Genomic DNA, 13,319 nt, shown 5'->3' with positions numbered 1-13,319 from the left:
AAATGAAAATAGTTTTCATTTAGGAAAAGTGTGTTATAGTGCTTGCGTTAATTCATTTTCCAAAACCATCTTATTTTAAGATGGTCTTTTTTTATTATGCAAAACTATATCACAACAGAAAATATTATTGATACGGTAACGTGGTTACTGCAACATCAAGATTGTTTTGATCGCTTACAATTTGATGTAGAACAACAAGAGTTAATAGTTTATCACGCAGCAGGCGTTGATGTGATCCGCCCAAATATGTATTTAACAGCACAATACGGTATTTTAGTTACTTCATAAAAAAGCCCTCACATGAGGGCTTTTATTTAAGCTGTCATTGCATCGACAGATAATTCTTTTGCACTTGGTCTTGGTTTTTCTGCGGTTAAACCGAGTTTATTAAATAAAGCACGGTCTTTACCTTCGCCTGCATTTGGCGTAGTTAGCAGTTTTTCACCTGAGAATAATGAGTTTGCACCTGCCATAAATGCCAGTGCTTGGTCAGAGTCACTCAAAGCTTCACGTCCTGCAGATAAACGAATGTAACTATGTGGCATGATAATACGTGCAACGGCAATCGTACGAATCCATTCAGTTACATCTAATTTTTCTACATTTGCAAGCGGTGTACCTTCAATAGGCACAAGCATATTGATTGGCACAGATTCAGGGTGAATAGGTAAAGTTGCAAGTTCGTGAAGTAATCCAATACGATCGCCACGTTCTTCGCCAAGCCCAACAATACCACCACTACATACTTTCATACCTGCATTACGCACATGGTCAAGTGTGTCTAAGCGATCATCAAAAGTACGTGTTGTAATAATGTTATCGTAGTATTCGCGTGAGGTATCAAGGTTATGGTTGTAGTAATCTAAACCTGCATCACTTAAACGAGAAGCTTGATCGGCATTGAGCATACCAAGTGTCATACACGTTTCTAAACCAAGTGCTTTAACTTCTTTTACCATTTCTAAAACATAGGGCATATCACGCTCGTGGGGGTTACGCCATGCAGCACCCATACAAAAACGAGATGAACCTGATTCTTTTGCTTCTTTCGCTTCAGAAATAACTTTTTCAACTGCAATACGTTTTTCGGCTTCTAGTTTAGAATCGTAACGTGCAGATTGTGAGCAGTATTTGCAATCTTCAGGGCATTTCCCTGTTTTGATCGACAACAGTGTGCTGACTTGAATGGTATTCGCTTGAAAGTGTGTGCGGTGTACGCGTTGAGCTTCAAAGACGAGATCTAAAAAAGGCTGATCATATAGCGCTTGGATTTCCTCGCGACGCCAATCATTTCTAACAGTCATTGTCGTTTCCGTATTGCATTTTGTAGTTATCATACAGAAAAATTTACAAACCCACAGGGCAAAATACTCCAAAAAAATGTTACGGTGATTTGAATCTAAAAAGAATTAGGATAATAAAATGCCCCAGTATTTATATGACACAGACCAAATGCATGCATGGGAACAACGTTGGGTCTCGCAACATGGCGATGTGGAAGGGCTGATTAAACAAGTAGCGTGGAGCTTTGCAAATTATTTAGATGACCAAATTTTTGAAAATAAGCAAAAAATTGCGGTATGGTGTGGTAAAGGAAATAATGCAGGCGATGGCTACTATACCGCGCTTTACTTAAAACAAAAAGGGCATGATGTTGATATTTATGCAGTCCCATTGCATGAAACATCGCATTTAGTACCTATTCAAGGTCATGTTCAAAAAACGCTTTGTGTCTATCATCATTTTGATGTGCTACGTGATTATGATGTGTATATAGATGCATTGTTTGGATTAGGGCTAAATCGTCCGCTTGATCAAACCTCCCAACAGTTAGTTGAAAAATTTAATCAGCAAAAAGGTTTTAAAATTGCCTTAGATATTCCTACGGGTTTAAATGCCAATACAGGCGCAGTGATGCCATGTGCCATTCATGCTGATTTAACATTAACGTCTATTGCTTATAAAACAGGTTTATTTACAGGACAAGCCAAAGACTATATTGGTAAATTACACCTGACAGTGCTTATTCCCGAAGATGAGCTACTTATTCCTCAAGCACAACTTGCACCCGCTCAAATGAGACGACCACAACGTATGCAAACTGCACATAAAGGGAGTAATGGGCATGTGCTTATTGTGGGTGGACATGCTTCATTGGGTGGTGCGGTGATGATGGCAGCAGAAGCTGCTTATGCAACAGGTGCAGGTAAAGTCACTGTGGTGTGTCATGCACAGCATCACCAAGCCATTTTAGCGCGCTCGCCAAATGTGATGGTGCAAGATATTGAAACGCTAACCCAAGAAGCTGTAGAAGAATTACTACATCAAGTGGATACGGTCAGTTTTGGAATGGGGCTTGGGCGAGATGAGTGGGGTGAGCACTATTATGATTTTTGGTTACATAGCTTTAAACGCTGTCCACATTTGCATATTACCCTTGATGCTGATGCGTTATGGTTTTTAGCTAATAGTAACCAGCAATTGAATACACATTATTATTTAACGCCACATTCAGGTGAGGCAGCGCGCTTACTTGATTGTACGGTACAAATAATTGAGCAAAACCGTTATAAAGCGATCCATCAACTTAAACAAAAATATGGGGGCAGTTGGGTACTTAAAGGGGCAGGCAGTTTAGTTTTAGAAGATGCGCTTTGGGTATGTACGGCAGGTAATGCGGGTATGGCAACGGCAGGCATGGGGGATGTATTGGCAGGGATGATTTCGGGGTTAAAAGGTCAGACTGATATTGCTTTACACGATATTGTAACGTTACATGCTCAAGCAGGTGATTTATTAGCACAAAGTGGTCAACAAGGCATACAGGCATATCAAATGCCTGAAGCCATATACAAAGTTCTTAACGCCGTCTAACACGGCTACGTCCACGCGTCATACCGCCTAACGCATTTAAAACAGCCATTTTGCTCATGCTACCTGATGCGTGGGCATGACAAATGGCTGCTGCTAAACCATCTGCTGCATCTTCTTGGGGGCAAATTTGAAGCTTTAAAATTTGCATTACCATCATTTGTACTTGCTTCTTATCGGCAGCGCCGTAACCTACAACAGATTGTTTAATTTGACGTGCGGTGTATTCGGCTACTTGTAAGTCTAAATTAACCAAAGCGGCAATGGCAGCACCACGCGCTTGCCCAAGTTTAAGCGCAGAGTCGGGGTTTTGTGCCATAAAAACTTGCTCAACGGCAGCTTCGGTTGGTTCGTGAAATTTTACAATGCGCTCGACACCTGCAAAAATACGTTTTAAACGTTCAGGCATTTCTTGCGTTTCAGTCCGAATTGTACCTGCATCAACAAAACGTAACTCGTTACCTTGTCTTTCGATGATGCCGTAACCTGTTAAACGTGAACCAGGATCAATTCCAATAATGAGTGACATAAAAGGGGTTTAAAAATAAAATAATGCCCTTATTGTTACATAAGCACGTTAGTTTTGTATTCAAAGGATAAACGAAATTTCATGAACTTAATTTTTATGATCATCATCGGGGCAATTATTGAGATTGCGGTATGGATTGGTGTCGCACAATTCATTAGCGGATGGTATGTGTTTTTTTGGTTTATCCTTGCTGCCATTATTGGGTTTAAATTACTGCGTTCAAGCACATCGACCATTATGCCTCAACTGCAACAAATGCAAATGACAGGCCAGCTAGGCAATGACCCTGCAGTAACACAAAAAATTGCAGTGGCGGTGGCAGGTATTTTATTGATTATTCCGGGGCTAGTTTCGGATGTAGTGGCAGTTTTGGTTTTATTGCCACCTGTGCAAAAATTATTAACTACTGCACTGATGGGTGCGATGGCAAAACGCCAACAGGCGATGATGGAAAAAATGATGGGTGGTATGGGCGCAGGTGGAGCAGAAAATCCGTTTGCAGACATGATGCGTCAGATGCAAAATCAACAACCATCATCACGTGGTGGTTCAAATGTGATTGATGGCGAAGCGCATGAAGTACAGCCTGATCGTAAAAAAATTGATACTAAAAAATAGGAACACTGTACGTGCGTTTAGAAAAGATATTGCAATCTCAAGGGTTTGGTTCACGCCGTGAATGTAACTTTTTAATTAAAAAAGGTTATGTCAAAATTGATGGTGTACTGTGCCAAGACCCTAAGCAAGAAGTAAAAACCACTGATTTAGAGTTTAGTGTAAATGATATGCCGTATACTTACCGTGAAAAGGTGTACATTGCACTCAATAAAGCGGTGGGTTATGAGTGTTCGCATCAAGCGCAATATCACTTTAGTGTATATGAGCAATTTCCTGAACCGTTATTATTGCGTCAAATTCAAACGATTGGGCGTTTAGACCAAGATACAACGGGCTTATTATTGCTCACAGATGATGGTCAGCTATTACAGGCACTTACACATCCTAAAAAGCATGTGGCTAAAGAGTATTGGATCACAACAGTTGACCCAATCACTCAAGATCAACTTGATCGCCTGGCTCAAGGGGTAGAATTGCGTAACGAAAAGGGTATTTATACTGCAACTGATCTAATTAAAACAGATACACATGCATTTAAAATGACGATTCATCAGGGTGTGTATCACCAAGTTAAACGTATGGTGGCGGCTGTTGGTAATAAAGTTGCAACTTTACATCGTCATCGCGTGGGTGGGTTTGAATTACCGCAAGATTTAAAGGAAGGTGATTGGATTTACCTTACAGAAGATCAAGTGGCATTAACTAAGCAGTAATTTGATTCAAAATACATCTGTTGATGTGTGAGCGGATCTGTAAACTCAATGGCTTTTGCTAAAAGCTGTAATGGGGCATCAAAGTCATTTGGTGCCTTATGTACAACAGTAGGGTAAAAAGGATCATTTACAATAGGTAAACCCAACGCATTAAGATGAACACGTAATTGATGCTGTTTACCTGTATGTGGATACAATACATATTTTGCAAATCGTTCGTTATGTTCAATTAAATCTATTTTGGTTTCGCTATTAGCGGATAAACCTTCAACAATTTGCATGGTGTAAAACGGGTCACCTTTTTGCATATGATGCTGACATACTAACGGAAACTGAATGTTAGGGTTGTAAGGCGCTATGGCATGGTACGTTTTTTTAACTTGACGCTCTGAAAATAAGGCTTGATAGATTGCACGGTATTTAGGTTGCTTACAAAACAAAACCACGCCTGCGGTTTCTCTGTCTAAACGATGAATAGGTGTTAAGTCAGGGTTTTGGGTTTGATGTTTTAAGCGTACCAAAAGTGTTTCTTGTAAATATTGTCCCGTTGGACTAATTGTTAAAAAGTGTGGTTTATCCACCACAAGTAAAGCGTCATTTTCAAATAAAATGGTATGCTCAAAAGGTACAGAAATTTCATTGGCTAAAAAACGATAATAAAAAAAGTGCTGATCACCACAATACGGTGTATCAAGCATGACAGGTTGTAATTGTTCATTCAAAATAAGTTGATCTTGAAAACGCTGTTGCCATTCTTGTTTAGAAATATGTTCAAAGTTTTCGCAAAAAAAATGAAAATACGTAGTGTAGCAATCGCTTTTAGGTAGATAAACTTGGCTTGCTGATACACCATTAATCATGGGTGGTTTAATTTGAAGCTTTGACATGCGCATAACTAGGTTTTCAAGACATAGCAATGCTATCATAAGCCTTGTGTTTTCTTCTAATGCTGTCTTTTATGCATATTACACTTTTATCTGAACATGATACGCAAAAATTTGCTCAAACCCTTGCGCGGTTTTTTAATGACGGTGTGCTTTACCTCATTGGTGATTTAGGGGCAGGTAAAACCACTTTTACACGTTATTTTTTACAAGCATTAGGACATAATGGCGCAGTAAAAAGCCCAACCTATACGTTGGTAGAACCGTATCAATTAGGGTCAAAAGCAGTTTTCCACTTTGATTTATACCGTTTAAATGATCCGTACGAATTAGAATTGATGGGTATTCGTGATTATTTGGAAACACCTCAGGCACTCTTTATTTTTGAATGGCCATCTAAAGGCGAGGACGAAATCCCACAGCCTGATCTAACACTAGAATTGGTTAAATCGGATGATGAAGCAACGCGGACTGTACAAATCTCGACGCAAGATCAAGAGTTGATCAAACATTTACAGGAAATTTATGGCTGAACAAAAACGCATTCATACGTTACATCCTGCACTTGCCAATCAAATTTCGGCAGGTGAGGTGATTGAACGTCCTGCATCGGTAGTAAAAGAGTTATTAGAAAATGCTATTGATGCAGGTGCAAACTCACTCATTATTCGTATTGCTCAAGGGGGTAGTACGTTAATTGAGGTGCTAGATAATGGTGGGGGTATTCATCAAGATGATTTGGCACTTGCAGTGATGCGTCATGCAACCAGTAAAATACAAACTTCTGATGATCTGCATGCGATTGTAAGTTTAGGGTTTCGTGGTGAGGCACTCGCATCTATTGCGGCTGTATCGCGTTTAACACTCACCAGTAGCCAAGACCAAACAGGTATTGGTTATGAGGTGAATATTAATGGGACGGCATTTGATGAACAACACGTACGTACAGTTGCAAGTAATCAGGGTACCCATGTGCGTGTACAAGACTTGTTCTTTAATGTGCCTGCGCGCCGTAAATTTTTAAAAAGACAAACCACCGAATATGGTCATATTGAAGAAGTGGTTCGCCGTTTAGCCTTAACTTATTTTGATGTACGTTTTGTATTAGAGCATAACGACAATGTACGGTTAAATTTGCCCAAAGCAGACAGTGGTGCATTACGTTTTCAACGTGTACAACAACTCTTAGGGCGTGCTTTTACAGACAATGCTTATTGGATTGATGTAAACATGCAAGGAATGCGTTTATGGGGATGGTTAGGACATCCATCCGATGCGCGTGGACAAGCAGATTTACAGTATGTTTATGTTAATGGTCGGATTGTTAAAGATAAAACGATTTCCCATGCGTTACGTGTTGCATATGAAGGAATTTTACATGGACATCAATACGCAGGTTATTTATTGTTTTTAGAAGTTGAACCTGAAAATGTAGATGTGAATGTGCATCCGACAAAACATGAAGTACGGTTTTTAAATCAGCGTGAAATTCATGAGTTTGTAAGACATTCAGCAAAAGATATTTTGGCTCAATTTCAAACTGCAACAGCAAATTTATCTGAGGCAGTTGTACCTCGTCCTATTTTTCCAAAACCAATACAAGCACAGTTTGATCTTTCTTCTACACCTGTTGAAACTCATTATCAGAATTATGAGCCACAACCACGCCAAGTTGAAAACACACTTAAAACATATTTAGCGCCCTTACACCAAGAAGAGCCGATAAAAGATTATCCACTTGGGCATGCCATTGCACAATTACATGGCATTTACATTTTAGCGCAAAATACTAAAGGTTTGGTTATTGTGGACATGCATGCCGCACATGAACGAATTTTATTGCAACAAATGAAAGACAGCTGGGACAAGCCCGACTTTTGGAGTTGTCAGCAGTTATTAATTCCAAAAATTGTGTCTATTCAAACACATCAACAAGAACGTATTAATGAATTACAATCACAGTTTAAGCGTTTAGGGCTAGAAGTAGAGCTTTATGGTGATAACCAAGTGATTGTGCGTGGTGTACCTGCTGTACTTCAAAAGGCAGATATTAACGCCATTATTTTAACGTTAGTGTCAGATTTAGACCCAAATGATCAAGCTGAAGAATTAACTAAACAGCGAGATCAAATTCTTGCAGGTATTGCGTGTCATGGTGCTGTACGCGCCAACCGACAATTGGGTCTATCTGAAATGAATACTTTACTGAGACAAATGGAACAAACTGCCTTTGCAAGTCAATGTAATCACGGACGCCCAACATGGCGTGAGTTTCCTTTGTCTCAACTTGATAAATTATTTGCACGAGGAGAGTAACAATTTATGTTACCCGTCATCAATTTAATGGGACCTACAGCAAGTGGTAAGACTGCGTTGGCATGTGAACTTTATGAGCAAGGTGGTTTTGAACTTATCTCTGTAGACTCGGCACTTGTTTATAAAGATATGGATATTGGTACAGCAAAGCCTTCCAAGCTAGAACAAGAAAAATATCCACATCATTTAATTGATTTAATTACACCGTTGGAAGTGTATTCTGCTGCTGAATTTGTTGAAGATGCGATACGTTTAATTGATGAAATTCATGCAAGAAACAAAACCCCGATTTTAGTGGGGGGAACAATGTTATATTTTAAAGCACTATTAGAAGGCTTATCTGATAATTTACCAAGTGCAGATCAAACTGTTCGTGATGAAATTATTAGACAAGGAGATCTATATGGTTGGGAGACAGTGTATGCAGAACTACTTCGTGTAGATTTACAAGCTGCTCAAAAGTTTAAAGTAAGTGATAAACAACGAATTATTCGAGCATTAGAAGTATTTCGATTGACAGGTAAGCCAATTACACAATTACAGGCAGAACAACCCAAAAACTTACCATACCGTTACACTTTTCATAATTACGCTCTAATGCCAGATCGGTTAGAATTACACCAAAGAATCGAACAGCGTCTCAAAATAATGTGGGATATTGGTTTTTTAAATGAAGTTAAACATTTAATAGCTAAATACGATTTAACAACAGAAACACCCTCTATGCGCTCGGTTGGTTATCGCCAAGCTTTAGAATATTTAATAAATTGTGACAAAGATCACATTAATGCAAGTACAATGGAGGATAAAGCTTTGTTTGCAACCAGACAACTCGCTAAACGCCAATATACTTGGTTACGATCATTAAGAGAAAAACACAGTTTTACTACTTTTTTATCTATAAAAGAAGCGCAAGAACACTTGCGAAACTGTTACAGATAAAGCAAAATTTGCGTGCTGTCTTTTTTATAAATTTTTAAAAAACTAAAGATAGTTTTTGCGCTGATTACATTTTAAATTTTTTTGGAGTAATAACATGTCTAAAGGCCAAACTTTACAAGATCCTTTTTTAAATTCACTACGCAAAGAGCGTATTCCTGTATCTATTTTTTTAGTGAATGGGATTAAATTACAAGGTCACATTGAATCTTTTGATCAGTATGTAGTTCTACTAAAAAATACAGTAAGCCAAATGGTTTACAAACATGCAATTTCAACTGTTGTACCTGCACGTAACCCACGTCCTGCTGGCGCGCCTACAACTGGTGGTACTACTCAATCTGCTGGTTTTAGTGGTAGCCAACAAAGTGGCTTTGGTGGTCAAAACAATTTTGGTAGCCAAGGTGGTTTTGGTGGTCAAAACAATTTTGGTAGCCAAGGTGGTTTTGGTAACCAAGGTGGTTTTAATAACCAAAGTGGTTTTGGTGGTCAAAGCAATTTTGGTAGCCAAAGTGGTTTTGGTAACCAAGGTGGTTTCCAACAAGGTTCAAACTTTGAAAATGAATCTAAGTTCGAAGAAAACCAAGACGAAGATACAAACAATCGTTAATTAATTGAAAAAAAAGCCCCAAATTTGGGGCTTTTTTTTATTTTAAAGACGGGTCTTTAATATCAACGTAAGTATTGGCACGTAGTTCGCGTAACCAGTTATTAAGTTCTGGTGTAAATTGTTGTTCACCTAAGAATTGACGAGCAAGGCGTTGTTGGTATTCTTTTGTCATGTCTTGTTGGCGTGTATCTAACACTTGTAAGATATGCCAGCCAAATTGTGTTTGGAAAGGCTGACTAAGTTGACCAACAGCTGTTTTTTGCATTTCTTCTTCAAACTTGGGAACCATCATACCTAAATTAACCCAACCTAAATCACCGCCTGCAGCCGCAGAGCCAGGATCGTTTGAGTAAGTTTCAGCAAATTTGCTAAAGTCACCACCTGCTTGTAAGCGCTTATATATACTACCAATTTTATGTTTAGCTTGTTCTGGACTTACGACTTCTGAGGTTTGAACTAAAATATGGCGTGTATGATATTGCGTAACCATCATCTTTTTGTCACTTGTTTTGCGATCAAGTAATTTAAGTATATGAATACCATCAGCAGCAGGGATAAGCTCTGAGGTTTGCCCATTTTGCAAGGTTGTAACACGTGCAGCAAGTTCTGCAGGAATATCAGATAAACTACGATACCCCATGTCTGCACCATCTACTTTTACAGTACCTTGCGAAAACTCTTTATTGAGTTCAATAATATTATCAGTTTTATCTAAAGCTAATTTAACTTGATTTGCGATTTCTTGTACTTGCTGTGAATCTGCTCCAGAGACACGCATATGTAAAATATGTGCTTGGCTACCAATAGCAGCTTGTCCTTGAGGTGTATTCAAAAAATTATTCACGTCTTGATCGGTAATTTTGATACGCGACATCACCATTTGTTGACGTAGCACGTTTACTGCAAGTTCTTGAGCAATACGATTGCGAACAAGTGCATAAGCATTTGCTGATTTTAATCGGGTTTGAAATTCTTGTAATGAATTTGCACCTGTTTGTTGTGCGTATTTAAGCACAGCAGCATCTATCTCGGCATCACTTGGTTTGATACCATAACGTTTAACCATATCTAGTTGTGCTTGTTGTAAAACAATGGTGTTGAGCGCTTGTTGTCGTAGTGCCTTATCAGATGGAATAGGTTGTTTTTGTGCTTGTAATTGTTGACCTAGATTTATTGTCATCTGATCTAAATCACTTTTTAGCACAGCGTTATCGCCCACTACAGCAACAACTTCATCGCTTGTTGCCGCAAAAACAGGGGTAGCAGCTGAAATACAAAGTGCTATTGTTGTTGCTTTAAAAAATCGTTTAAGTTGTTGTTTCATCATTAAGGTTGTGTCCAAGTTTGATTAGATTTATTAAAACCAGTAATTCTTTGTTCAAGTAACGAAGCAAGGCGGTTATTAAATGCGCCTAATCCTTTGAGTGTAAATTCTGCCATCACTGCATTTTTTCGTTTTACACCTGATTGTGTTACATCATCAAGATCATTAAAGTAAGAACGTCCATAGACAGAAACTGCCCAACAGCAAGACTCGTAATTCACACCAAGTAAATACTCGCGGGCAAGATGGTGATCAATATCGTATTGAACGTGCCCGATAATACGCCAATTATCTTGTACAGGTTGTATAAAAGATGCAACGACTTGATCATAGGTAAGTTGGGTATTATTCACTTGTTTTCGTTTATAATAGCCTAAGTTGTAGATCTTTCCGTCATTACCGGAATAGTAAGCTTGAAAATTACCTTGTGATAAGGTATGTCCATCAAATGCAGCATTTGATGCAAGAGTAAAATGATCAGAAATTTGACTAGAAAGAGCAAAAACTGGGTCGGAAGTACGTTCTGTTTGAATATTATCTGAACTATCTAAAATTACACGACGATCAGAAAAATAAATACTTTGACCAACCGCTGCTTTTAAACGCTCTAATCCTTGGTTATTAAATAGACTGTAACTAATGCCTAATGACATAAAGTTATTATCATCTAAACGATCATGTCCATAGAAGCGATAAGGACTGAAAAGTTGATCGTAACTGATAGATGATGTTGTCGTGTCAAAATTAGGATAATTATTTTGTTCTTCGTAAGGTGAATAAGCATAAAACAAACGTGGTGTTAGCGTTTGTAAATAATTTATTCCCTGTTTTTCAAAGTTTAAACCACTATCTAAAGTAAACTGCGGTACGATAGCGGTTTTTGTTTTTGTTCCACCTGATAGACCACGTGCAGTACTAGCATCTTGATCATAGTAGTAGTTTAAACTACGTATAGATGCTTCAGGAATAACAAATGCCCATGGTGTTCTAAAATTGTAGCGTGTAGCAAGTGAGTTATAAAAACGTGTTCCACTATCCTCTAGTGAACTATTGTCATCAATACTCTTTTTGAAATAAGCAGTATCATTATGATATTCAACTTGCCAACCTTCGGGATTGGTTGATTTGTAATTGAGCAAAAATTGAGGCAGGCGTGCGTAAGGTTTATCTTTATCTGCAAGCGTTTTGTCTAGTGTTTGATATTGTTCAACTTTAAGAGAAGCATCTAAACCTGGAATTGCATTTGCAAAATTCAGTTGAAGCAGACGTTTCTGATTTAAATCGGTTGAAATATTTGGATCATTGTTGAGATCATATAAATAATCAATATCTGAAACGTAGTTATATTCTAAGTTTGCAGATAAGTACTTATCTAATGTCCAGTTATGTAAAATTTTGAGCGCTTTACGATCTTGCTTATTATAGTCTTTATCATCAGGCAGGTAACCGCCTGAAATTGTACCTTCACCAAAATTTTGTGTTTTGTATCGAAGATTTCCTTCAATCATTGCACCATGGTTATTTAAGTAACGTGGCGTCACAGTTGCATCATAATTTGGTGCAAGATTTAAATAAATAGGCAGTGAAAGTTGTAGACCACCATCGCTTGTCCAGCCAAAACTCGGTGTAAGTAACCCTGTTGTACGGCGATCATCAATTGGAAAATTATAGTAAGGAAGTGCCATCACAGGCACATCTTTTATATAAAGTTTGGTATTGCGTGTAATACCTCGTCCTGTCTCTTGATTAAGTTCAATCTTTTTAGCCGTTAACTTCCAATCGGGTGCTTTTTCTGGTGCACATGTTGTATAGGTTGCATTTTCTAAAATAATGCGATTTGCCGAAGTACGGTCAATATAATCTGCGTGTCCATGTGCATGGTTTTCTTCAGAAATATAAAAACTGTCTTTTAAATTTCCTGTTTGATCTTTTAAGTTGTAATCAATATTTTGACTTTGCGACACTAATCCATTTTGAGCAAGTTGTACGTCACCTTGTGCATGTGCATAGGTTTGTGTTTGATCAATTGTGAGTTCATTAGCACGAACTTGGCGACCTTCTTGATCTAGAATCACATTACCTTTTAATAAAGACTCACCATTTGGGTTGTAATGTGCATAATCTGCGACAGCATGTGTCGGTGAGTCATTAGGGGTTGTCGTTTTTTCTTTTGTTGGTGGAAGAGGTGTGACCCAAGCCCCCTTACAGTAAGGAGAAAATTGTTTATTTTGAGGGCGAACTTGTGCTTGTTCGCTTTGGCTATCTACATAGTACTCATCAAAAAATGACTGTCCTGCGTAGGTTTCATTCAATTTTTGCTTAAGCTGTTCATTTGTCACGTCTGAAACTGAATCAGCAGCATAGCTTGATTGTAAGGAGCCACCGCATAAAAGTGTCAAAATCGCAGTTGCTAAAGGATTAAATTTAAACTGTTGCTTCATTTGTCTCATTAACCAAGTATGCTTTTTTGCAATTAATTATTATTGCATCATAGAGAAAAAGTCGATAAGTGGCT

13 protein-coding genes are annotated in these 13,319 nt (G+C 38.3%); 8 read left to right on the top strand and 5 right to left on the bottom strand.

Annotated features, from left to right (window positions below):
* Window positions 1–96 precede the first annotated feature (96 nt).
* On the top strand, window positions 97–288 hold the full coding sequence (locus PCI70_RS07135) for a hypothetical protein (RefSeq protein WP_269914639.1): 192 nt from the start codon (window positions 97–99) through the stop codon (window positions 286–288).
* Between the two features lie 26 nt (window positions 289–314).
* Here the strand turns inward: PCI70_RS07135 and bioB are convergent, their stop codons facing one another.
* A complete protein-coding gene (bioB, locus tag PCI70_RS07130; RefSeq protein ID WP_269914638.1) occupies window positions 315–1,304 on the bottom strand; it encodes a biotin synthase BioB in 990 nt (329 codons plus the stop codon).
* 118 nt (window positions 1,305–1,422) lie between these two features.
* Between bioB and PCI70_RS07125 the strand changes: the two genes are divergently transcribed.
* The gene (locus tag PCI70_RS07125) at window positions 1,423–2,874 is read left to right on the top strand and encodes an NAD(P)H-hydrate dehydratase (RefSeq protein ID WP_269914637.1); all 1,452 of its coding nucleotides are present in this window, start codon (window positions 1,423–1,425) and stop codon (window positions 2,872–2,874) included.
* Here PCI70_RS07125 and ruvC read toward each other — a convergent pair.
* Window positions 2,861–3,400, bottom strand: a complete 540-nt coding sequence (gene ruvC / locus PCI70_RS07120; protein ID WP_269914636.1) for a crossover junction endodeoxyribonuclease RuvC — start codon at window positions 3,398–3,400, stop codon at window positions 2,861–2,863. The genes PCI70_RS07125 and ruvC overlap by 14 nt on opposite strands.
* Before the next feature lie 81 nt (window positions 3,401–3,481).
* On the opposite strand from ruvC, the gene PCI70_RS07115 reads away from it, so the two are divergent.
* Together PCI70_RS07115 and PCI70_RS07110 are read left to right on the top strand one after the other, a co-directional pair.
* Window positions 3,482–4,018: an FxsA family protein gene (locus PCI70_RS07115; protein WP_269914635.1), complete on the top strand. Its 537-nt coding sequence runs from the start codon at window positions 3,482–3,484 to the stop codon at window positions 4,016–4,018.
* Between the two features lie 11 nt (window positions 4,019–4,029).
* Window positions 4,030–4,731: a pseudouridine synthase gene (locus PCI70_RS07110; protein WP_269914634.1), complete on the top strand. Its 702-nt coding sequence runs from the start codon at window positions 4,030–4,032 to the stop codon at window positions 4,729–4,731.
* Here the strand turns inward: PCI70_RS07110 and PCI70_RS07105 are convergent.
* Entirely contained in the window at window positions 4,707–5,618 is a 912-nt protein-coding gene (locus PCI70_RS07105) for an RluA family pseudouridine synthase (RefSeq protein WP_269914633.1), read from the bottom strand. The genes PCI70_RS07110 and PCI70_RS07105 overlap by 25 nt on opposite strands.
* 59 nt (window positions 5,619–5,677) lie before the next feature.
* Between PCI70_RS07105 and tsaE the strand changes: the two genes are divergently transcribed.
* From tsaE to hfq, 4 genes are all read left to right on the top strand, one after another.
* Window positions 5,678–6,148: a tRNA (adenosine(37)-N6)-threonylcarbamoyltransferase complex ATPase subunit type 1 TsaE gene (gene tsaE, locus PCI70_RS07100; protein ID WP_269914632.1), complete on the top strand. Its 471-nt coding sequence runs from the start codon at window positions 5,678–5,680 to the stop codon at window positions 6,146–6,148.
* On the top strand, window positions 6,141–7,931 hold the full coding sequence (mutL, locus tag PCI70_RS07095; RefSeq protein WP_269914631.1) for a DNA mismatch repair endonuclease MutL: 1,791 nt from the start codon (window positions 6,141–6,143) through the stop codon (window positions 7,929–7,931). The genes tsaE and mutL overlap by 8 nt, the downstream gene beginning before the upstream one ends.
* Window positions 7,932–7,937: 6 nt before the next feature.
* Window positions 7,938–8,873 carry a tRNA (adenosine(37)-N6)-dimethylallyltransferase MiaA gene (miaA, locus tag PCI70_RS07090; protein ID WP_269914630.1) on the top strand — a complete coding sequence of 312 codons (936 nt, stop codon included), beginning with the start codon at window positions 7,938–7,940 and terminating at the stop codon, window positions 8,871–8,873.
* A gap of 94 nt (window positions 8,874–8,967) precedes the next feature.
* On the top strand, window positions 8,968–9,480 hold the full coding sequence (gene hfq, locus PCI70_RS07085; protein ID WP_269914629.1) for an RNA chaperone Hfq: 513 nt from the start codon (window positions 8,968–8,970) through the stop codon (window positions 9,478–9,480).
* Between the two features lie 37 nt (window positions 9,481–9,517).
* On the opposite strand, the gene PCI70_RS07080 is transcribed toward hfq, so the two are convergent.
* On the bottom strand, window positions 9,518–10,807 hold the full coding sequence (locus PCI70_RS07080; RefSeq protein WP_269914628.1) for a peptidylprolyl isomerase: 1,290 nt from the start codon (window positions 10,805–10,807) through the stop codon (window positions 9,518–9,520).
* Window positions 10,807–13,245, bottom strand: coding sequence for an LPS-assembly protein LptD (locus tag PCI70_RS07075; protein ID WP_269914627.1), 2,439 nt, complete (start codon window positions 13,243–13,245; stop codon window positions 10,807–10,809). Before PCI70_RS07075 ends, PCI70_RS07080 begins: the two co-directional genes overlap by 1 nt.
* Window positions 13,246–13,319 lie beyond the last annotated feature (74 nt).

The sequence above is a fragment of the Acinetobacter sp. HY1485 genome, assembly GCF_027568475.1.
Taxonomy (GTDB): domain Bacteria; phylum Pseudomonadota; class Gammaproteobacteria; order Pseudomonadales; family Moraxellaceae; genus Acinetobacter.
The sequence above is the reverse complement of the archived record's forward strand: the minus strand, read 5'-3'. Positions and strand labels throughout refer to the sequence as shown.

Excerpts from the sequence above, each read along its gene's own strand:
- ruvC (WP_269914636.1), bottom strand. The coding sequence starts at position 3,400 with ATGTCACTCATTATTGGAATTGATCCTGGTTCACGTTTAACAGGTTAC.
- PCI70_RS07115 (WP_269914635.1), top strand. The coding sequence starts at position 3,482 with ATGAACTTAATTTTTATGATCATCATCGGGGCAATTATTGAGATTGCG.
- PCI70_RS07125 (WP_269914637.1), top strand. The coding sequence starts at position 1,423 with ATGCCCCAGTATTTATATGACACAGACCAAATGCATGCATGGGAACAA.
- mutL (WP_269914631.1), top strand. The coding sequence starts at position 6,141 with ATGGCTGAACAAAAACGCATTCATACGTTACATCCTGCACTTGCCAAT.
- PCI70_RS07135 (WP_269914639.1), top strand. The coding sequence starts at position 97 with ATGCAAAACTATATCACAACAGAAAATATTATTGATACGGTAACGTGG.
- bioB (WP_269914638.1), bottom strand. The coding sequence starts at position 1,304 with ATGACTGTTAGAAATGATTGGCGTCGCGAGGAAATCCAAGCGCTATAT.
- miaA (WP_269914630.1), top strand. The coding sequence starts at position 7,938 with ATGTTACCCGTCATCAATTTAATGGGACCTACAGCAAGTGGTAAGACT.
- hfq (WP_269914629.1), top strand. The coding sequence starts at position 8,968 with ATGTCTAAAGGCCAAACTTTACAAGATCCTTTTTTAAATTCACTACGC.
- PCI70_RS07105 (WP_269914633.1), bottom strand. The coding sequence starts at position 5,618 with ATGTCAAAGCTTCAAATTAAACCACCCATGATTAATGGTGTATCAGCA.
- tsaE (WP_269914632.1), top strand. The coding sequence starts at position 5,678 with ATGCTGTCTTTTATGCATATTACACTTTTATCTGAACATGATACGCAA.
- PCI70_RS07075 (WP_269914627.1), bottom strand. The coding sequence starts at position 13,245 with ATGAAGCAACAGTTTAAATTTAATCCTTTAGCAACTGCGATTTTGACA.
- PCI70_RS07080 (WP_269914628.1), bottom strand. The coding sequence starts at position 10,807 with ATGATGAAACAACAACTTAAACGATTTTTTAAAGCAACAACAATAGCA.